The organism is Exiguobacterium sp. s122, from assembly GCF_018618475.1.
GTDB lineage: Bacteria > Bacillota > Bacilli > Exiguobacteriales > Exiguobacteriaceae > Exiguobacterium > Exiguobacterium himgiriensis.
Genome location: NZ_JACSMD010000003.1, coordinates 84,362 through 101,875 on the forward strand (window position 1 = coordinate 84,362; position 17,514 = coordinate 101,875).

Here is a 17,514-nt window from a genome sequence, read left to right on the forward strand (position 1 = left end):
CTCTCACGTTGGAGGTGGCGTTTTTTTCTGTTTCACTTCTTTGAGTCGGGCTTGTTGCAAGTGATTGAATACTTGGGTGACGAACCCGACCATGATGCCCGTACCCGTAATCACGTAGCCAATCGTGAACGCTTTTCCGAGGTCTGTTGTCGGAACGAAATCACCATAGCCGATCGTCGTCAGCGTGATGACGCTGAAATAGAGTGAATCGAGCCAACGCAAGTTCTCGAAACTGGAATAAAACAACGTACCCGACAAGATTGTGAAGAAAGCGAGGCTGAACAACACTTGAAATTCAGGTTCTTTTAACCCACGCCAGATTCCTCGAAACATACGACGGAACGTCAAGATGAATGAAAGCATACTCTTTTCCCCTTTCTCTAATAGGTTTGTTCGTGACAAAGGAGGGAACATCCTCTATAGCTCAACGAAGAAAGGGTGAAGGAGATGACGAAACCGATACCAAAAGAACAAGGTCTCGATCACAGCCTCGATTTTTTACGGGAAGGCTATCATTTTGTCCCGAACCGTCGAACGAGTTTTCAGTCGAACGTGTTTGAGACGCGTTTGTTAGGGGAGCGTGCGATTTGTCTCGGCGGAGAAGAAGGAGCGGCGTTGTTTTATGATGCTGAACGATTCATGCGACAAGACGCGGCCCCGAAACGGCTATTGAAGACGCTATTCGGGGAAAGCGGCGTACAGACACTCGACGGTCCTGCCCACACGCATCGGAAGCGCATGTTCATGTCGCTCATGTTTCCGGAAAATATTGACCGCCTGATCCGTCTTGTCGGTCGGGAATGGGAAAAAGAACTCGATCAAGCGAGCGGGGAGACAGTTCTTTACGAAACGGCTCAACGCGTATTGATGCGGGCCGTTTGCGAATGGGCGGGGGTGCCCCTTGCCGAATCCGAAGTTGACAAGCGCACGAACGAGATGCGGCTGTTGTTCGAATCGGGGACAGCACTCGGACCTAAGCATTTTCTTGGGCGCAAGGCACGCGCGTCTGCCGAGGCATGGATCACATCGATGGTCGAAGAAGTGCGTACGAAGCGCTTGTTGCCGAATGAGAAGACGGCCTTATACGAGTTCTCGTGGCATCGCGATGAGTCGGGCGAACTGTTACCGGCAAACGTCGTGGCCGTTGAAGTGATCAATATATTACGGCCGACCGTCGCCGTGTCCATTTACGTCTTGTTCACGGTGCTCGCACTTCATCAGTTTGAAGAAGCGCGTGAGAAACTTGCAGCGGGATCGGTCGATTCGCGAGCGTTTGTGCAAGAAGTGCGACGGTTTTATCCGTTCTTCCCGGTGACCGCCGCGCGAGTGAAGCGAGATTTTGAATGGAACGGCTATGCGTTCGAGCAAGGGACGCTCGTCTTGTTGGATTTATATGGGACGAATCATGATCCGGCGCATTGGGAAGAACCTGGACAGTTTAAACCGGAACGGTTCGAAGATTGGAAAGAAAGTCCGTTTACCTTCATCCCGCAAGGTGGAGGAGATGTCGATTTCGGACATCGTTGTGCGGGTGAACACGTCACCATTGCGATTATGAACGAGACGATTGATGTGTTCCTCCGTCGCTATCGCTATGACGTTCCCTCGCAGGACCTCAGTTATAGCTTCGTCGACTTGCCGAGTCTACCGAAAAGTAAGCTCATCTTGGCAAACATTGAACGTAAATAAAAAATGAACCACCCGAAGGGGTGGTTCATTTCGTGTGGAGCGATAGCCGTTTCGTAATCGGTTCGATGCGACTGTTCGTGTCCACCATCCGATTATCTCGTTTTGGTTCATCGGCTCGTTCGATACGCCACGGACGATCGTGAAGTTCAGCGAGAGCGGACGCGATGTCATACAACGAATAACTTGTGTTTCCGTTCAGTTGGTAAAGGCCAGGACCTCGTTTCGTCAAGATGTTAAAGAGAGCATCGGCCGTATCTTCTAGAAACGAGCACGAGGGGTACCAGTGAACGCTCGCGACGATTGCGCCTTTTTGCTCCATTTCGGCTTCGAAAAAGTCCATCATATTGTTTGAACCAGCTGTGTCGCCGATTTGCCATCCGAGCCGGACGATTTGAGCGCCAGGGTTGGCACGGGCGACGGCTTGCTCACACGCACGTTTATATGCGCCATATTCGTCTTCAGCGTCAGGCGGTGTGTCCGGTGTGATGGGCCCGGTCACCTTGTCCGAGAAGACGGAAACGGTACTCGTAAATAGGAACGGAATCTCGTATTCCCCACATAGTTTGGCGAGCGACGCAGCCCATTCAACTGATCCCATCCCGATATGAAGGAAATAATCAGGACGCACCGATTCGATGAATGCTCGCATCTCCGCTTCCTTATCGGTCGAGACTTTGGAACGGTCCCAAGCGACAGATTCAATCCCGTGTCGCTTTAACGTGGCGGCGACGACTGGAGCGACCGTCCCGTTCATCCCTGTAATGATTGCTTTCATATATCTTCCTCCTTTCTGTTTCTATCATCCCACAGTTCGCACGTTAACAAACACACTCTTTTTATCAATATGATAAAGTGGGAAGTGGAGGAGATACGATGAACATTCGACAAGCAAGAAAAACCGATGCAACGAACGTGGCCCCGCTCGTCTACGCGGCCATCCATGACATCGCGTATACGTTGACGGGAACGAAAGAAAAAGAACAAGTCCTCGACCGGCTCGCGATGTGGATTGGCCGGCCCGCGAACCGTCTGAGCTACGAAAACATTTGGGTCGCGGAGAGTGAAGAGACCATCGCGGGGATCATCATTGCCTACGCAGGAGCGGACGCGGCTAAATTAGACGAGCCGATTCGACAGTGGTTGGTAGAAGCGGGAGAAACAGGGGAACTCGACGTCGAGACAGAAGGCGATGTGTTTTACATCGATTCCGTCGCGGTCGATTCACAGTTCGGCGGACGTGGAATCGGGACGACGCTCATTCGTCACGTCATTGCACACGCCCGCACGTTAAACATCCCGGTCGTCACGTTGAACGTGGACCAGACGAATCCTGCGGCAACGCGCCTTTACGAGCGACTCGGATTTTATAAACAAAAAGAGATTAAAATCTCTGGTGGACGGTTCGATTATATGGTGCTCGATTTATGAAGACGGACGAAAGTCCGTTTTTTCAGTCTTGAAACCGATGCATTTGTCGACGCTGTCCGCTATACTAAATGCTTGAAACGAACTTGCGGATAAAGGAGCCTTTTACTTATGGAATGGAGAAATATATTACGCGGCATCGCAATGGGGACGAGTGACTTAATCCCTGGCGTCAGCGGCGGAACGATTGCGGTCATTTTAGGGATTTACGACCGATTGATTGAAGCGATTAGCGGTGTGTTTAGCCGGTATTGGAAAAAACATATCGGTTTTTTGATTCCGCTCGCAATTGGGATGGGCGGTGCGATTTTAGGACTGAGCCGTCTCATTGAATTTTTATTGTTAAATTATCATGCGCCGACCCAGTTTTTCTTTATCGGGCTGATTTTAGGGATTATCCCGCTCTTGTTGTTCGAGTTTAAATCGCGGGCAACGATGCGGCCAATTCATATCATCGCGATGATTGTCGGGACGATCCTTGTCGCGAGTATGGCAATCATCAAACCTGCCGATACGGCAATCATTACCGACGTGACGATGGGGACAGCGCTCCTTCTCTTCTTCTCGGGGTGGCTCGGCAGTATGGCCATGCTCTTACCCGGCATTAGCGGTTCGTTCGTCTTATTGTTGATCGGTGTCTATCCGACAGTCATTAGCGCCTTATCGAACTTGAACGTGATCGTCATTGGAATTGTCGGTCTCGGTGTCGCCGTCGGATTTATCGTCAGCAGTAAAGTGATTCGCCATCTACTCGCGAACTATCCAGGCATGACGTTCTCTGTCATCCTTGGACTGGTGATTGGTTCGCTCGCCGTCGTCTTCCCAGGCCTTCCGGAGACGACTGTCATGTGGGGATTGAGCATCGTCTCGTTCCTTGCTGGCTTTATCATCGTACGATTGCTTGGAAAATTCTCGGCATAAACAAAAGACGCGGTGCTCGCTTTTGCGAGACCGCGTTTTTTAGTAGATGAACGGAAGCAGACGCTTCCGAGACTTTGACCACACGGCATAAGCCTCACCAAAATGTGCGGTCAACATCTTCTCTTCGATTTGAATGCGCCATAAAAGGGCCGCTCCCATGGCAATCGTTCCGAGCATCGCAAACCAGAAGAAGCTGAAGGTAAGCGAGAACCCGAACGTGATGAACAACAGTCCCGTATAGAGTGGATGCCGTAAAAACCGATACGGACCTGAGCTCACAATTTCATCCGTCGGCCGGACGACGACGTGACGTGTGAATTGATGCCGTAAATGAATGATGCCCCAGTACCTTAGGGCGACACCGGCGATGTAACACACAAGCCCAATGACGCGCAACGAAACGTCTTGACGCTCGTCCGTTAAGACAGAGAAACCGAATGAACCTGCAAAAACAATCACCATGACGAACGAGACGATGTAAAAACTCATATGCTCGCTTCGACCATCTTTCGAGTCGTCACGGTTTCGATAGCGCCATAGCTCATAGAGCCAAGCCATCGAGGTGACAACGAACAACCCGTCAAGCCAATCCATAGTTTCTCCCCCTTCACTCTCTTTTCACTCATACCCGTGCCGCTTTGACTAAAAACGGACGAATCAAGTCGGCGTGTGCTCCCTTCCACTTGTTCGAGGTCGAATCAAAAAGACCCTGCCTGAAAATCGAACAGGCAGGGGATTATGCGTGAATCAATTGGGGGCGTGGCGCCTCCATCTCGACAGCGGGCTCTTCTTTTATTAAATGATACGTTAAGCACATCGGCTTCTCGGTGCGCGGGTCACGACCGATGATGGCGTCGATGTGGAACACTTGGCGCAGGACGAGCGGGCAGATGACTTCCTCGGCAGAACCCGTCGCGAGCACTTCGCCTTCTTTCATCGCCACGATATGGTCAGCGAAACGAGCGGCTTGGTTCAAATCGTGCAGGACCATGACGATCGTCCGGCCTTGCTCACGATTCAGCGTCTCGAGCAGTTCGAGCACCTCAAGTTGATGAGCCAAGTCGAGGTACGTCGTCGGTTCGTCTAGGAAAATCAAATCGGTCTCTTGGGCGAGCGCCATCGCAATCCAGACACGTTGACGTTGACCGCCGGACAAGGCGTCGACGCTACGATCTTTATAGTCAAGCGTGCCGGTGACGTCGAGCGCCCAATCGATGACTTCGTGGTCACGTTTGGTCAATCGGCCGAATCCGGATTGATACGGGAAACGTCCGTAAGCGACTAGTTCGCCGACGGTCAAGCCGCTTGCGCCTTCTGGTGTTTGCGGTAGGATCGCCATTTTTTTAGCGATTTCTTTCGTCTTACACTTGGCGATGTCGGCGCCGTCTAGATGGACCGACCCGTTCGAAGGGGAGAGAATTCGTGTCATCGCTTTCAACAGCGTCGACTTGCCGCAACCGTTCGGTCCGATAATGGTCGTGATTTGACGGTCCGGAATCGTTAAACTGAGCTGTTTGACGATCGTCTTATCGCCATAACCGACTTCGATGTCTGTTGTATGTATCCGTGACATGATAATTCTCCTCTCGGGGTGCCAAATGTGATAATGATTCTCAATGTCGTACTCACTATAGCAAGCGCTTCACTTTATGTCAATCTTCAATCTGAGAGAAAACGGATTGTACTTCCTTACGATACGCGGTATAGTGAATGAGAATGATAATCAATGACGAGTGGACACGTGGAAGGATGGTTGAGTAGGATGAAAGAACAAGACGTATTCGATGTGACGATTATCGGCGGCGGGCCAGCAGGATTGTATGCGGCGTTTTATAGCGGCCTGCGCGGAATGAAGACAAAAATAATCGAATTTCAACCGCACCTCGGGGGGAAAATCCATGTCTATCCTGAAAAGATGATTTGGGATGTCGGCGGTGTGACGCCGACGACCGGGGCAAAACTGATTGAACAGTTAATCGAACAAGGGCTCACGTTTGACCCGACCGTCGTCTTAGGGGAAAAAGTGGAGTCGATGACGAAAGATCACAACGGCTATTTCATTTTAGACGGCACCCACGGGCGTCACGTCTCAAAGACGGTCATCGTCGCGACCGGAAGCGGGATCCTTCAACCACAAAAGATTGAAATCAGCGGAGCCGAGCGCTTCGAAGTATCCAATCTTCATTACACGGTGAAATCACTCATGCGTTTCAAAGGGAAGACGGTACTTATTTCGGGTGGGGGAAACAGCGCCATCGACTGGGCGAATGAACTCGAACCGATTGCAGAACGTGTCATTTTGACGTATCGAAAAGAGGCGTTGAAAGGACATGAGTCACAAGTTGATAAGTTACGTTGCGGCCGCGTCGACTGTCGATTGTCGACTCGAATCCAGGACTTGATCTCACGTGACGGACAGCAAATTGATGCAGTCGAGCTTGTGGACTGCGTCACTGGTGAAACGGAGCAAGTGGAAGTGGACGAAGTCGTGATTAACCACGGCTACGAACAAGATGCGACGCTACTAGGCGATAGCGAGCTTCAAGTCGAAATGAAAGATGGGTTTTACGTGTCAGGGAATGCGCGGAGCGAGTCGTCAGTGCCAGGATTATATGCAGCAGGGGATATTTTGACGCATGAGGGGAAAGTGCATTTGATTGCCGGGGCGTTCCAAGACGCGGCGAACGCTGTGAACAGTGCGAAGACGTTCATCGATCCTGAGGCGACGAAAGCGGCCATGGTGTCTTCTCATAACGAACGGTTGAAGTCAAAAAACCGGGCCATCATTGAACAGACAATCATCAAGCAGTGAGGATGTCCTCACTGCTTGAGTTTTGGATAGTCACATAGCTCGACGATGACACCGCCTGAATGGCGCGGATCCATATAGATGAGACGCCGTCCTTTTACTGTCGTACGTAACGTTTCTTCTAAAAATGTAATCCCGTCTCGTTTCAGTGATTCAATCGAGGCTTCTAAATCCTCAACCCGATAGGCGATATGGTGAACCCCTTTGCCTCGTGCTTTCATAAATCGGGCGATTGGACTCGTCGGACTCGTTGGTAACAATAATTCGACAACATCGTCCCCGACATGAATGACGGCGATTTCTGTCTCGACGCCGACGGCTGTATTTGTATAGCGGTCAACGAGCTCGCCTTGGAGGACGGTCGTGTAAAACGTGATGGCTTCGTCTAAATCACGGACGGCAATCCCAGTGTGGTCAATGTGCATAGTTATTCCTCCCTCTCTGTCTAGTGTGCCGAAAGTTGAACAAATTGTCACTTCACAACGTTTTCCAATAATCCGATATACTAAGAGAGGGAGGGACGGCGAAATGAACGGAAAGATCACTCTTGGATTGATCAGCGCGTTCGCGCTGGTGTCATTTATGTTTGGGCTCTCACTTGCGACATTTGTCGATTACCGCATTAATGAAGAACAAGTCGTGCTCGAACGGTTGACGACTCATAAAAAAATAGGGCCGGCCGAAATCCTTTCGACGGAAGTGGATTTTCATTTGAACGGATCGAACTACGCTATCCGTTTCACAGATGAACCGCACATTACGTATTGGTTCAGTGTCATCGAACGCGAGATTCAATTCGACCGAATCGAGTCGCTCGACCCACGTGATGTCGGCCTGAGGACTGCTTTATTTGAGGAGATGCCGCCGTTGGCCATCGAATCGACAACTGCCGCTGAATGAAAAAGCGCCTGTACCCCTTTCTTTTTGACTGAAAAGAATGGGAGATAGGCGTTTTTTTAGTTGAAACGGGCTGCACGCGCGGGCAAGATATTCGTCATCGTATAAAAGGCCGACTGCTTCGCTACAGCTTCTTGTTTGATGATGGCATATTGTAAATCGGGTTGAAGCGACGTGACGGTTAGGCGGAGTCGCCTTGACGGTTTCAATTGATGGCAAAACGTCCGTTGAAGGAAAGGGATGGCTTCTTGTGTGACTTCTTCTTGTTCGAAGAGATGTATTTCATGAATCATGACACAGTCTTGATGGTAATGGGCGCGAAAAATACCGACGGCTTTCCCTTTCCGGTGCAAGGTGTAACAACAATGATTGCGTGCGAGGAAGCGTCGCAACCGTTCTTCCGTCAACGGGAAGACGTCGGGCAACACGAGCGCATGCTCGTTTCGATGATGTAGCCATGTCGCATAGTTGCTCGGGTCCACGACGGAGAGTTTCCAATGGTCGAACGTGGCTTTTTCGTATGGGACGAGCGGAAGGACATAGTTGAATGACGTGTGATAAGGATCGAAGCCGAGCGAGGTAAACAGATTTAGCTTGTCTTGGTCCTCGTCGTGGACGACTTGCAACAGCACCATCGTCTCCTGTACGCTTTCTCTACTTAATTTATGGAGGAGCCGATTCATCAACCCGTGAAAGACGTGCCGATTTCGATACGCTTCATGTCGAAGCCGAATTACCCGGTCCGTCCCTTCATCGAGTCGCTCGGTCGCTAAGGCAGCAATCGGCGTCTGACCCTCTAACGCCACATAAACGTGGTGCTGAGGTGAGGAGCAAAAAAAGTCCGGACCATGACCGTTTGCGTACATCGCCTTCACGCCAAATCGAGCTCTTGCTGATAAGTTTGACCATTCCACGTAACTGATTTCAGAATTCAAGCGGGTTCCTACTTTCTGATTCAAGGTAAGTACAGTTAAATTGTAAGCGCTACCAAATAAAAGTGATAATGTAAAAATAATGAATTAATGAGGGTGGATCCACACGGGCCTAAGTCTTTTAAACTAGCAAGAGCTAGGTCGAAAGCGCCAAATGAAGGGAGAATTGACTTCCTGTTTCAAAAATTATAGACACAAACGATTAGATTGTTTGAGGAGATGTGAGATTTGTCGTTGAATTCAATCGAAGGAAAGTTCTGCGTGCTATACTATTCACATGAATCGATAAAGAGGTGTGCAATGAGATACGTACTAACTTGTTTCATGGCATTGAGCTTTGTGTTTGCACCGCTCGTGTCATATGCAGAAACGGAACCGGTTGTTGTTCACGAAAACGTCATCGTCGAGAACGACGTGGAACTATATGAGGGATTTCGCTCGCCGAACGAGATGGTGTTTATTTTCATCTTGATCGTGTTATTGTCTGTCATCGGACTCGGGATAATAAATGCAATCGAATAACGTGAAAACGTTCACAAAAATGCAATAAGTGATGCGTAAGCGTTTCCAGTTTTTCTTTTATACTAAAGATGTAGGAAAGAGGTTCTGCACCAACTTCAATCCTCCTTTTCAGATGAACACCCCTCGTTCATATCATGTTATTCGGACCTGTCGATTTCCGTCGATGGGTCCCTTTTTGCTATACGAAAAACGAACCCCTAAAACGGGATTCGTTTTTCTTTGGCTAGTCGCCGCAGCCGTTTCGTCTCATCGAGATGACCTCGGCTTTCAAGCAAGTTGATATACACCTTGAACGGTTCCGAGCGATGTGAAAAAAAGGGGATATATTCGGTAAATAATTTTTGTTCTGCTTCAGAAAACTGGCCGCGCTCGACGAGCAATTCGAGCTCAAGCATTTTTAAGGCTTGATAGTCTGCGAGCGCTTGTTCATCGTCAGCCGACTTCGCTAACACGCGTTCGCAAAGGGTGACGACGCGTTGGTGGAACGTGGACCATTCTGAAGCGGTAAACGAATGGGCGAGCAGGGTCGAAAGTAAATCGACGCGAGACGAATCGACGTCTTTTGCGACATGAAGGGCGGTATAGAGCGACCGATCGATCCATACTTCGGAATTCGGTGCATCGAGCCGATAGTAGTGAACGAGTTGGGTAAGCATGTCGGTTTGGGAAAGTTTTAACAGACGAAATGGGTCGCTCGTCGTAAACAGGGGTTCTTCGCCAGCGGAAGACGAGAGGAGGAAGAACATTTCCTCATACATGGTACGGGCTTGCGCGTCTTCCTCGGCGTAATAGGCTAAATCTCGGATGATTTTTTTGGCGTGAATATACCAGTTTTTTTGATCACGTTCGGTCATCACTTGATTCGGCAACACATATAAATGGTCGTAAGCAAGTTCGATAAAACGCTCGGCGAGAATGATGGTTTGTGAGAGCGAATGGCGCTCATCTGACGACTTTTGCTCTTTATAGCGAGTGAATTGACTGAGCATAAAGTCAATGTCTTTCTCTTCAATCACGTGCTTCGGAGTATGGCGATACATCTCGACGATAATGTCGCGAAGTGTTGCCTCTCCGTACTGTTCTAACAACATACGAAGCTTTCCGATGCGCATTTGCTCTCCCTCCTTTCAAGAGGACGTCGAACCGTCTACCTCAAAGGGCAGACACCAATTAATATTCCTTTCCCGGTTTTGATTTGAAACAATCCTTTCAACTCATGCTTAAGGCGTATTTTTCCGCCATCCGTTGTCAGGAGTGAATTTCTCCGCAATAATAGAAGAAAATCTAAAGGTAGAGGTAAAGACTATGAATGATGATCAACATTTGTCACGCGTCGAACGACGAAAGCGAGAGCTTGAACGCGAACGGGCTGATGCCGAGCGACAACATAAAGAAGTTGAAGAACAGGACAATCATACGGAAATGAACGACCACGAAGCGTCTCCAATTGATCGGGAACAGCGAACAGAGGCGTCAGAGCATCCGTTCTTGAACCAAACGGAAGCGCAGCGTACATCTAACCAGAATTCAAAAGCGCGCGATCGTAAACCGTCGGTCCGGGCACCGAAACCGAAATGGGGTTTACCGATCGGCAAAGGTTCGAAACGGAAACGGGAAACGCGTGAGCAACAAGCACGTCCGGCCGAAGCGAAACGGCGTGAACCAACGCGGGACAGCTCGCAGCCACGGGAACAGCCGCCGAAAGAAAAGCGCAAGCGCCGCGGCTGGAAAGGGAAGATGTTCCTTTTCTTGTTGCTTGTGACGGTGATTGTCGGATATCTTGCGACGAACCCGTTTACGTTCCTCGTCATGGGAAGCGACGCCCGTGTCGGAGAATCACTTTCCGGTTCACGGACGGACTCGCTGCAACTGATTGAATTTGTTCCGCGCTCACGGGCGGTGCAAAACGTCTCCATTCCGCGTGACACGTATACGGCCATCCCGTGTGAACCGGACCGCGAAGGTGATAAAATTACCCATGCGTTCGCTTATGGGGGCGCGACATGTACGGTGGGAGCGGTCGAAGGGTTGACCGATGCTTCTGTTGACGGTCAAATCGTCATCACGTTCGAAACGTTCATGGAGTTGATTGATACGGTCGGCGGCGTCAATGTGACGGCGACACACTCGTTCAGCGAGAAAGGGTTCAATCAGACGTATGAGTATACGGAAGGGGTCTCTTACTCGATGGACGGGGACATGGCCCTCGCCTATGCACGCCACCGGAAATCGGATACGGACGGGGCGAGATCGAGCCGTCAAACCGAAGTGATGGGCGCCGTAGCCGACAAGTTAGCGAGTCCGTCAGGCTGGACGAAGATTCCTGCGACGTACCGCTTCATGAAAGACGAGATGGGACTCGAAATGAACCCGCTTCAGATGGCATCCGTCGGCTTGACGATGCTCCTCCGACCAGACGTCAATAAGATGCAAGTCGAAGGACAGGACGCCTACATCAATAACGTCTATTATTATCAGCCAAACGAGGAGAGTGTCCAAGCGATTCGAGACGCGTTGGATTTGACGCTATGGGGCACCGTCAGATAATTTCGTGAAACGGGTTTGATTCCATGACGAAAGAGGAATTTTAATCAAATGAACTACTCTTTTGAGGAGGGAAATTTGAATGAAAGTTTTAGTCATTGGAGCAACCGGCAAGATCGGAAGACGCGTCTTGAAAAGTCTAGCGAAAACTCACCAAGTGACCGCTTTAATTCGTTATCCTGAACTGCAAGCAGAGTACGAGAAGATGGGTGCGCGCGTGCTGACGGTCGACGTCGAGAAAGAGCTCGATAAAAAGATTCACGAAGCAACGTCTGGTCAAGACGCGGTCATCATCGCCGCGACGGCCGGTGCCGACGGATCGAGTAAAGAGATCGAACTGCTCGACAGAAGCGTCGCCATGAAAGCGATCGATGCAGCGAAAAAGGAACGGGTTCGCCACGTCGTCCTGCTCAGCGCATACGGTGCCGATCAACCGGACGCCGCACCGAAAGAACTGTTTAACTTTTTGTCAGCCAATAACGCAGCCGATGAGTATATCGAACATAGCGGTTTAAACTATACGATCATTTGCCCAGTGACCATTGTCGATGGGGTCGGGAAAGGCTCGATTGAAGCATCGGAAGATTTGAACGACCCGAACGGTGCAACCATCTCCGAAACGGATGTTGCGACCGTGATCGCCGCCTCGCTCGACAATCGCGGTTTATACGGTCGCCGGATTGAAATCATGTCCGGTAGCACACCAATCAATGAAGCGCTCGATTTTGATAGTCGCGGTGAGGCGGCGACGGCCGGTCGGACGACGCTCCGTCGACCACAACGATAAAGGGAGGAATACATTTGATGGAACGTAAACTGTACAAAGACCCGTCTGATCAAATGATTGCCGGTGTTTGTTCCGGCTTAGGGAGATATCTCGGGGTCGACGTGACGCTCATGCGAATCATCTTCGTCGCACTCGCACTGTTCGGCGGACCGGGTATTCTCATCTATATCGTCTTGGCGATCGTCATGAAAAAACCGCCGTCAGAATATGAGGCGGAACAAGAAAGTCGTTATTAAATAACAGGCTGACCTTTAGGGGGTCAGCCTGTTTTCATGTCTCGAGATAAAGCGTATAGGTGGCTTCGAACATTTCGCGCGGCGGGAGGAGTTGCATGTCCTCTTTCTGGCGGATATCTTTTTGATGGCCAGTATAATCGGCGTGCCCGAACCATGGCTCGAGGCAGACGAACGGTGCCTCAGACTGCGGTGGTGACCAAATGCCGAAATGAGTGAACGCCGGACATTCCATGACAATCGCTTTGCCTGAAGGATCGTGACGAAGTGCGGCATAGTCCACGTTCTCAAAAATCAACGCGTCCTGGTCGAACAATGGGTGGGTAAGTGGGATATAGCGCCGGTCGCCGAGCGGTTCATACGCGCCGCTTAAATAAGGACCTTCGAGGAGAAGACGGTCGAGTGTGCGCGACGTTCCGAAGTCGATCGTGTAATCTTCAAACACACCGCCCGCAAACGGAACATTGAACGCGGGATGACCGCCGATACTAAACGGAAGGACGTCGTCGCCAACGTTGTGGACACGGTACGTGACGGACAGCTCTTGTCCGATTAAACGGTACTCGACTTGGAGCTTGAACGCGAACGGATAATGGCTACGTGTCTCGGCAGAGTCTTGTAGTTCAAACAGGGCGTACGTATCGGATGAATCGATTAAATCAAAGTGTTCATCACGTGCGAACCCATGTTGACTCATCGTATAAATGGATGCGTCGTAACAATAGCGGTCGTCAAGCAAGCGGCCGACAAACGGGAAGAGGATGGGCGCTTGGCGTCCCCAATAGGTCGGGTCCCCTTGCCAGAGGAGTTCGGTCTCACCGACTTGCCAACTCGTCATCTCGGCGCCGTGGGCTTTTAGCGTGACGCGCACGTTTTCATTTTGAAGAGATATCATGTGTTAGGCTCCTTCGTACGAATATGATAAGTTAAGTGTAGAAAATGTATCGCATCGACGACAAGGGGTAAATCATGAAAATCCATAAATTATTCATAGGTTTGATTATGTTGGCGCTGATCGGCGGCCTCGCGTATAAAGGATATGGGGAATATCAGGCGAGCCAACAACCTGAGCCGATGAGCATCAACGGCGACTCATCGGTTCTTGGCGGGCTCGAGGTCGGGCAACGCGCACCGGATTTTGAATTAAGTACGATTGACGGGAAGACTGTCTCGCTCGCTGACTTCGCTGGTGAACAGATTGTATTAAATTTTTGGGCGACGTGGTGTCCGCCATGCCGAGAGGAGTTGCCGGAATTGATTTCGTTCAGTGAGGAGACCGGCATCCCGGTCCTCGGGATTAACGTCACAAAAAACGAACGACGCGGTCAATCGGACGTCGAAGCGTTTTTAAAAGAAGTACCGCTCAGTTTCCCGGTTTTGTTGGATGAGGCGGGCGCGGTCGAGCGGACGTACCGTGTCGTCGCCCTCCCGACGACGTACGTGATTGCCCCGGACGGCACGGTCACCGCCAAACAAGTCGGTCCCGTCGACTTCGATTGGCTGCATGGACAGACAAATTGAACAGACAAAAGCAGACTGGGACGGACCGGTCTGCTTTTGTTTACTTTTTATAATGTTGTTTGATCAATGCGTCAAAATTCGGTGTCATGTCTTCCTCGAGATAATAGTGATGATTATCTCGAATGATCGTATCGCCAACTCGTGCTTCTGATGGCAAGAATCGTCTAGGGATAAAGCTCGAGCCGTTATTCCAACGCAACACGGCGTATTTCCCTTCAACTCGCACCAACGTGCCATACTTGATCATGCCTCTTCCTCCTCAACGAACAGCTTTCTGTCTCTTTTATTCTTATAGAGTGTATTCCCAAATTCCACAAAACCTACACATATTTGACTTAGCATGCACAATCAGATAAGAAGAAAAGAAACAAAAGAATTGTGAAGAAAGTTTGAAGAAAACGCTTTCTTTTTAGAAAAGTTTCTTCTATAATAAAACCACGGGGTGATTATGACGAATTTGTGAACAATGGGGGTATGGTCAATGTTTTCAACAGCCATGATAGGGTTGCTTGCGCTCACGGGCGTAACGGTTTTTGGGATTGACCGTATGTTCACGGTCCGTTCAGAACGCGTCACAAAGAAATAGTTCTACATAGGGGGGATCGCAACGTCTTGGGGAGACGTTGCGATTTTTTTATTTAATAATCTTGACGCCGTGCTTCACGTTCTTGCATCTTTTGTTCCACGTGCTTGCGATTGCGTTCATGGACGCGGTCAAAGAAAGCGTGGGTGGGCCAAAGTGGAGACCATACCCGTTCTTCTGGTAACGCGAGGATATACTCTTCGGCAGCGCTCAGCCGTTCAATCATCTTGCTCCGGTCGTCACAGACGTCGCCATGGCCCGGGACGAGCCAGCGGATTTCATGCTCATACACGGCGGTCTGTAACGTTTGCAGCGAATGGATGTATGCTTCGGCGTCATGCTCGATAAACGGCGGCTCGATATTCGATCCGTAGTCTCCACAGATGAGAAGTTTGAGCGGTTCGACGACAAGAGATAGATGCGTCGAGTCGTGCCCCGGTGTCAAATAGAACGTAATCGGGGTCGCGCCGAGCTCTAGCGTCCCGTCTTCAGCGATAATCAGGTCGACGTTTGGTTTTTGAATCGGCCGATCGATATAGTTCTGTTCATAGAACGACTGGATTTCATGTAGCTGTTCGTCCGAGTTTGTCTCGACGAACGCCCGTGAGGCAATGACGGTCGCATCCGGGAATGCGTAGGCACCGATCAAATGGTCATAATGATGGTGTGTATAGATGACGTACAGCTTCTTGCCGTTTCGAGTCAATTCGATGTCGCGGCGAATCATCGCGACTTCTTCGGGTAACCAAGTCGGATCGACTAAAATGAGGCTCTCCTCCGTATGGATTAATGTCGATGTCGTACGCATAAGTGCACTTTCGTACACGGTGAACGATTGTAAGCGAACTTGAATCACGGCGCATCCCTCCTCTTGAATCTATCTACCTTTTCCCGATTTCAAGCGACGTATGCGTTATCGTGAAAAACAAAAAGCAGGAAGTCCGAAGACTTCCTGCTCGCTGCATGATGTGCACCATGCGGGTTATGTGTGCGAGTCGTTTCTCGCGTATATGTTGAAAGTTGGAGCGGGTGAAGAGAATCGAACTCTCGTCATCAGCTTGGAAGGCTGAGGTTTTACCATTAAACTACACCCGCAAATCAATTCAATTAAAATGGAGCGGGTGAAGAGAATCGAACTCTCGTCATCAGCTTGGAAGGCTGAGGTTTTACCATTAAACTACACCCGCGAAACGCTTAACGTTACGATAAATATAATAGCATAGGAATTTAAGTTTGCAAACCCTTTTTTGAAAAAACATTGGTTGTGGCGCGGTACGTTGTCTTGCTAAGATAATAGAAGAGGGGAGTGAACGGCCGTGAGCGAACGAAAATCATATTTGCAATTAATGAGTGATGGATTTCGGATGATGAAACAAGCGAAAGAAACCGAGCAGACCATCCTCCTCCGAGACTGGACGTTCTCGTTTCGGCATGATCGACAGTGGACGGTCATTTTACGGACGGAACGTGTCAAATGGGTCAGTCGGCCGTTCGAGCAATTCACGATCGAACCGACATGGGTTCAGTTTGGCGATGCGTTGCTTCACCGTCACGTCGAGTCGAACGAGGTACGTTTGAAGGTCGACGAAGAATGGGGAATTGAAAGTAAGGTCGTCTGTGACAATCAGGAGTGGGACCGATTCGTCGAGGCGCTCAAACAATTGAAGGGGGAGTAGTCGTGAGTGGAGAGAGGCTGTATCGGATTGAAGCGGAAGCACGTGGAAGTGCTTGGCGTGCCCGTGTATTGACCGGTATCCAGCGGTTCCGCTTCTTTAAAGGGGAATTGCTCGCACCGACAGAACGTCCATACGTCGTCTTGAGTATCTCGCAAGACAAAGGGACACTGCCTGACTTGATTGAGAGCGATATGGGCGTACTTTTGATTCATGAACGAATCGCCCCGGTCTTTATGAACCTATGCCCTTATGACGTTCAGCTCGTCCGTGTGGAACTGCACACGACGACGGGGCGATCCGATGAATATTGTGCACTCAACGTATTGAGACGTTTTGAAATCGAGCATTTGGAGGACTCTGGAGAATACCGTCCCCTTAGTTCCGAACGCCTTTATTTTCTCTCGCATCAAACCGTTCGCATGAATTTATTTGGGCATATGATCGCCCAAGACATAAACAGCCAACGCCTGTACGTGACGGAGCGATTAAAGTATGCGCTCCAAGCAAAAATGGTGACCGGCTTAGCATTTAAAAAGACGAAGGAGAAGACTGCATGAAAGAATATGAAATCGATGGCTGGATTCGTTTGGCGTATCCAGAACACTTTGAATATAACGAAGAAGAAGACCACGTCAGTTTTTACTCGGTAGAGCCTGACGCTCAAGGTACGTTACAGATGTCCATCTATGAGGCGGAGGCCGAACAAAGCCCGGAAGACGCAGCGTTACAAGAGTTGAACACGTTCTTAGGTGAATTCCCAATCGATGTGAAAGTCGCGCCGAGTGTGACCGATCAGTCGGCAGGCATGACGACCGCTTATGCGAGCGGAATCGAGGACGGGATGCATTTGGACGTCTGGTCACTCACTGACGGAAAACGTCTCTTGTTCTTGACGTACGTCGCCGATAAGCGGACAGATGAAAAATTAGAGATTGAAGCGATCATCGATTCGATTGAATGGACATGAAAAGAGAC

The 17,514-nt window shown here is 49.9% G+C and carries 23 protein-coding genes and 2 tRNA genes; 13 read left to right on the forward strand and 12 right to left on the reverse strand.

Annotated elements, in window-relative coordinates:
* Positions 1-3: 3 nt before the first annotated feature.
* Positions 4-363: a potassium channel family protein gene (locus tag KNP92_RS12870; protein WP_214841144.1), complete on the reverse strand. Its 360-nt coding sequence runs from the start codon at positions 361-363 to the stop codon at positions 4-6.
* 84 nt (positions 364-447) lie between these two features.
* Between KNP92_RS12870 and KNP92_RS12875 the strand changes: the two genes are divergently transcribed.
* Positions 448-1,689, forward strand: a complete 1,242-nt coding sequence (locus KNP92_RS12875; RefSeq protein WP_214841146.1) for a cytochrome P450 — start codon at positions 448-450, stop codon at positions 1,687-1,689.
* Between the two features lie 25 nt (positions 1,690-1,714).
* Here KNP92_RS12875 and KNP92_RS12880 read toward each other — a convergent pair whose 3' ends face one another.
* Positions 1,715-2,464, reverse strand: coding sequence for a sugar nucleotide-binding protein (locus KNP92_RS12880; RefSeq protein WP_214841148.1), 750 nt, complete (start codon positions 2,462-2,464; stop codon positions 1,715-1,717).
* 98 nt (positions 2,465-2,562) lie between these two features.
* Here KNP92_RS12880 and KNP92_RS12885 point away from each other — a divergent pair, with 98 nt between their 5' ends.
* Both KNP92_RS12885 and KNP92_RS12890 read left to right on the forward strand, forming a co-directional pair.
* A complete protein-coding gene (locus KNP92_RS12885; RefSeq protein WP_214841150.1) occupies positions 2,563-3,117 on the forward strand; it encodes a GNAT family N-acetyltransferase in 555 nt (184 codons plus the stop codon).
* A 108-nt stretch (positions 3,118-3,225) separates the two neighbouring features.
* Positions 3,226-4,035 carry a DUF368 domain-containing protein gene (locus KNP92_RS12890; RefSeq protein WP_214841152.1) on the forward strand — a complete coding sequence of 270 codons (810 nt, stop codon included), beginning with the start codon at positions 3,226-3,228 and terminating at the stop codon, positions 4,033-4,035.
* Between the two features lie 39 nt (positions 4,036-4,074).
* Here the strand turns inward: KNP92_RS12890 and KNP92_RS12895 are convergent, their stop codons facing one another.
* Positions 4,075-4,629: a methyltransferase family protein gene (locus KNP92_RS12895; RefSeq protein WP_214841154.1), complete on the reverse strand. Its 555-nt coding sequence runs from the start codon at positions 4,627-4,629 to the stop codon at positions 4,075-4,077.
* 142 nt (positions 4,630-4,771) lie between these two features.
* Entirely contained in the window at positions 4,772-5,608 is an 837-nt protein-coding gene (locus tag KNP92_RS12900) for an ABC transporter ATP-binding protein (RefSeq protein WP_214841156.1), read from the reverse strand.
* 189 nt (positions 5,609-5,797) lie between these two features.
* Between KNP92_RS12900 and KNP92_RS12905 the strand changes: the two genes are divergently transcribed.
* Positions 5,798-6,847 (forward strand): NAD(P)/FAD-dependent oxidoreductase, encoded by a 1,050-nt coding sequence (locus tag KNP92_RS12905; protein WP_214841158.1) that lies wholly within the window; start codon positions 5,798-5,800, stop codon positions 6,845-6,847.
* Positions 6,848-6,855: 8 nt separating this feature from the next.
* On the opposite strand, the gene KNP92_RS12910 is transcribed toward KNP92_RS12905, so the two are convergent.
* Positions 6,856-7,275 (reverse strand): VOC family protein, encoded by a 420-nt coding sequence (locus KNP92_RS12910; RefSeq protein WP_214841433.1) that lies wholly within the window; start codon positions 7,273-7,275, stop codon positions 6,856-6,858.
* Between the two features lie 97 nt (positions 7,276-7,372).
* Here KNP92_RS12910 and KNP92_RS12915 point away from each other — a divergent pair, with 97 nt between their 5' ends.
* Complete coding sequence (locus KNP92_RS12915; RefSeq protein ID WP_214841160.1) at positions 7,373-7,744, forward strand: hypothetical protein; 372 nt, start codon at positions 7,373-7,375, stop codon at positions 7,742-7,744.
* 56 nt (positions 7,745-7,800) lie between these two features.
* Here the strand turns inward: KNP92_RS12915 and KNP92_RS12920 are convergent, their stop codons facing one another.
* Entirely contained in the window at positions 7,801-8,655 is an 855-nt protein-coding gene (locus KNP92_RS12920) for a hypothetical protein (RefSeq protein WP_214841162.1), read from the reverse strand.
* 342 nt (positions 8,656-8,997) lie between these two features.
* Between KNP92_RS12920 and KNP92_RS12925 the strand changes: the two genes are divergently transcribed.
* A complete protein-coding gene (locus KNP92_RS12925; RefSeq protein WP_214841164.1) occupies positions 8,998-9,195 on the forward strand; it encodes a hypothetical protein in 198 nt (65 codons plus the stop codon).
* A 197-nt stretch (positions 9,196-9,392) separates the two neighbouring features.
* Here the strand turns inward: KNP92_RS12925 and KNP92_RS12930 are convergent, their stop codons facing one another.
* Positions 9,393-10,307, reverse strand: coding sequence for a hypothetical protein (locus KNP92_RS12930; protein WP_214841166.1), 915 nt, complete (start codon positions 10,305-10,307; stop codon positions 9,393-9,395).
* Between the two features lie 193 nt (positions 10,308-10,500).
* On the opposite strand from KNP92_RS12930, the gene KNP92_RS12935 reads away from it, so the two are divergent.
* The 3 genes from KNP92_RS12935 (at position 10,501) to KNP92_RS12945 (ending at position 12,762) form a co-directional block, all read left to right on the forward strand.
* Positions 10,501-11,742, forward strand: coding sequence for an LCP family protein (locus KNP92_RS12935; RefSeq protein ID WP_214841168.1), 1,242 nt, complete (start codon positions 10,501-10,503; stop codon positions 11,740-11,742).
* Between the two features lie 79 nt (positions 11,743-11,821).
* Positions 11,822-12,526 carry an SDR family oxidoreductase gene (locus KNP92_RS12940; protein WP_214841170.1) on the forward strand — a complete coding sequence of 235 codons (705 nt, stop codon included), beginning with the start codon at positions 11,822-11,824 and terminating at the stop codon, positions 12,524-12,526.
* A 17-nt stretch (positions 12,527-12,543) separates the two neighbouring features.
* The gene (locus tag KNP92_RS12945) at positions 12,544-12,762 is read left to right on the forward strand and encodes a PspC domain-containing protein (RefSeq protein WP_214841172.1); all 219 of its coding nucleotides are present in this window, start codon (positions 12,544-12,546) and stop codon (positions 12,760-12,762) included.
* A 34-nt stretch (positions 12,763-12,796) separates the two neighbouring features.
* Here KNP92_RS12945 and KNP92_RS12950 read toward each other — a convergent pair whose 3' ends face one another.
* On the reverse strand, positions 12,797-13,654 hold the full coding sequence (locus KNP92_RS12950) for an aldose 1-epimerase family protein (RefSeq protein ID WP_214841174.1): 858 nt from the start codon (positions 13,652-13,654) through the stop codon (positions 12,797-12,799).
* Between the two features lie 74 nt (positions 13,655-13,728).
* Between KNP92_RS12950 and KNP92_RS12955 the strand changes: the two genes are divergently transcribed.
* On the forward strand, positions 13,729-14,280 hold the full coding sequence (locus KNP92_RS12955; protein ID WP_214841176.1) for a TlpA family protein disulfide reductase: 552 nt from the start codon (positions 13,729-13,731) through the stop codon (positions 14,278-14,280).
* A gap of 40 nt (positions 14,281-14,320) precedes the next feature.
* Here KNP92_RS12955 and KNP92_RS12960 read toward each other — a convergent pair whose 3' ends face one another.
* The 4 genes from KNP92_RS12960 to KNP92_RS12975 form a co-directional block, all read right to left on the reverse strand.
* Positions 14,321-14,527: a DUF3006 domain-containing protein gene (locus tag KNP92_RS12960; protein WP_016508383.1), complete on the reverse strand. Its 207-nt coding sequence runs from the start codon at positions 14,525-14,527 to the stop codon at positions 14,321-14,323.
* A gap of 391 nt (positions 14,528-14,918) precedes the next feature.
* Positions 14,919-15,719 carry an MBL fold metallo-hydrolase gene (locus KNP92_RS12965; RefSeq protein ID WP_214841178.1) on the reverse strand — a complete coding sequence of 267 codons (801 nt, stop codon included), beginning with the start codon at positions 15,717-15,719 and terminating at the stop codon, positions 14,919-14,921.
* A gap of 165 nt (positions 15,720-15,884) precedes the next feature.
* Positions 15,885-15,958: transfer RNA gene (locus tag KNP92_RS12970), tRNA-Gly, on the reverse strand.
* An 18-nt stretch (positions 15,959-15,976) separates the two neighbouring features.
* A tRNA-Gly gene (locus KNP92_RS12975) sits at positions 15,977-16,050 on the reverse strand.
* Between the two features lie 159 nt (positions 16,051-16,209).
* Here KNP92_RS12975 and KNP92_RS12980 point away from each other — a divergent pair.
* Genes KNP92_RS12980 through KNP92_RS12990 form a run of 3 tightly spaced genes read left to right on the forward strand, consistent with a single transcriptional unit; the run spans position 16,210 to position 17,506 of the window.
* Entirely contained in the window at positions 16,210-16,539 is a 330-nt protein-coding gene (locus KNP92_RS12980) for a hypothetical protein (protein ID WP_251136589.1), read from the forward strand.
* Between the two features lie 2 nt (positions 16,540-16,541).
* The gene (locus tag KNP92_RS12985; protein WP_214841183.1) at positions 16,542-17,096 is read left to right on the forward strand and encodes a hypothetical protein; all 555 of its coding nucleotides are present in this window, start codon (positions 16,542-16,544) and stop codon (positions 17,094-17,096) included.
* Positions 17,093-17,506, forward strand: coding sequence for a hypothetical protein (locus KNP92_RS12990; protein WP_214841185.1), 414 nt, complete (start codon positions 17,093-17,095; stop codon positions 17,504-17,506). Before KNP92_RS12985 ends, KNP92_RS12990 begins: the two co-directional genes overlap by 4 nt.
* Positions 17,507-17,514 lie beyond the last annotated feature (8 nt).

What these genes read in the sequence shown, in the direction of transcription:
- KNP92_RS12915 (WP_214841160.1), top strand. Translation starts at nt 7,373, where the DNA reads ATGAACGGAAAGATCACTCTTGGATTGATCAGCGCGTTCGCGCTGGTG.
- KNP92_RS12905 (WP_214841158.1), top strand. Translation starts at nt 5,798, where the DNA reads ATGAAAGAACAAGACGTATTCGATGTGACGATTATCGGCGGCGGGCCA.
- KNP92_RS12980 (WP_251136589.1), top strand. Translation starts at nt 16,210, where the DNA reads ATGAGTGATGGATTTCGGATGATGAAACAAGCGAAAGAAACCGAGCAG.
- KNP92_RS12890 (WP_214841152.1), top strand. Translation starts at nt 3,226, where the DNA reads ATGGAATGGAGAAATATATTACGCGGCATCGCAATGGGGACGAGTGAC.
- KNP92_RS12875 (WP_214841146.1), top strand. Translation starts at nt 448, where the DNA reads ATGACGAAACCGATACCAAAAGAACAAGGTCTCGATCACAGCCTCGAT.
- KNP92_RS12935 (WP_214841168.1), top strand. Translation starts at nt 10,501, where the DNA reads ATGAATGATGATCAACATTTGTCACGCGTCGAACGACGAAAGCGAGAG.
- KNP92_RS12930 (WP_214841166.1), bottom strand. Translation starts at nt 10,307, where the DNA reads ATGCGCATCGGAAAGCTTCGTATGTTGTTAGAACAGTACGGAGAGGCA.
- KNP92_RS12880 (WP_214841148.1), bottom strand. Translation starts at nt 2,464, where the DNA reads ATGAAAGCAATCATTACAGGGATGAACGGGACGGTCGCTCCAGTCGTC.
- KNP92_RS12940 (WP_214841170.1), top strand. Translation starts at nt 11,822, where the DNA reads ATGAAAGTTTTAGTCATTGGAGCAACCGGCAAGATCGGAAGACGCGTC.
- KNP92_RS12885 (WP_214841150.1), top strand. Translation starts at nt 2,563, where the DNA reads ATGAACATTCGACAAGCAAGAAAAACCGATGCAACGAACGTGGCCCCG.
- KNP92_RS12960 (WP_016508383.1), bottom strand. Translation starts at nt 14,527, where the DNA reads ATGATCAAGTATGGCACGTTGGTGCGAGTTGAAGGGAAATACGCCGTG.
- KNP92_RS12990 (WP_214841185.1), top strand. Translation starts at nt 17,093, where the DNA reads ATGAAAGAATATGAAATCGATGGCTGGATTCGTTTGGCGTATCCAGAA.
- KNP92_RS12870 (WP_214841144.1), bottom strand. Translation starts at nt 363, where the DNA reads ATGCTTTCATTCATCTTGACGTTCCGTCGTATGTTTCGAGGAATCTGG.
- KNP92_RS12950 (WP_214841174.1), bottom strand. Translation starts at nt 13,654, where the DNA reads ATGATATCTCTTCAAAATGAAAACGTGCGCGTCACGCTAAAAGCCCAC.
- KNP92_RS12925 (WP_214841164.1), top strand. Translation starts at nt 8,998, where the DNA reads ATGGCATTGAGCTTTGTGTTTGCACCGCTCGTGTCATATGCAGAAACG.
- KNP92_RS12945 (WP_214841172.1), top strand. Translation starts at nt 12,544, where the DNA reads ATGGAACGTAAACTGTACAAAGACCCGTCTGATCAAATGATTGCCGGT.
- KNP92_RS12900 (WP_214841156.1), bottom strand. Translation starts at nt 5,608, where the DNA reads ATGTCACGGATACATACAACAGACATCGAAGTCGGTTATGGCGATAAG.
- KNP92_RS12955 (WP_214841176.1), top strand. Translation starts at nt 13,729, where the DNA reads ATGAAAATCCATAAATTATTCATAGGTTTGATTATGTTGGCGCTGATC.
- KNP92_RS12895 (WP_214841154.1), bottom strand. Translation starts at nt 4,629, where the DNA reads ATGGATTGGCTTGACGGGTTGTTCGTTGTCACCTCGATGGCTTGGCTC.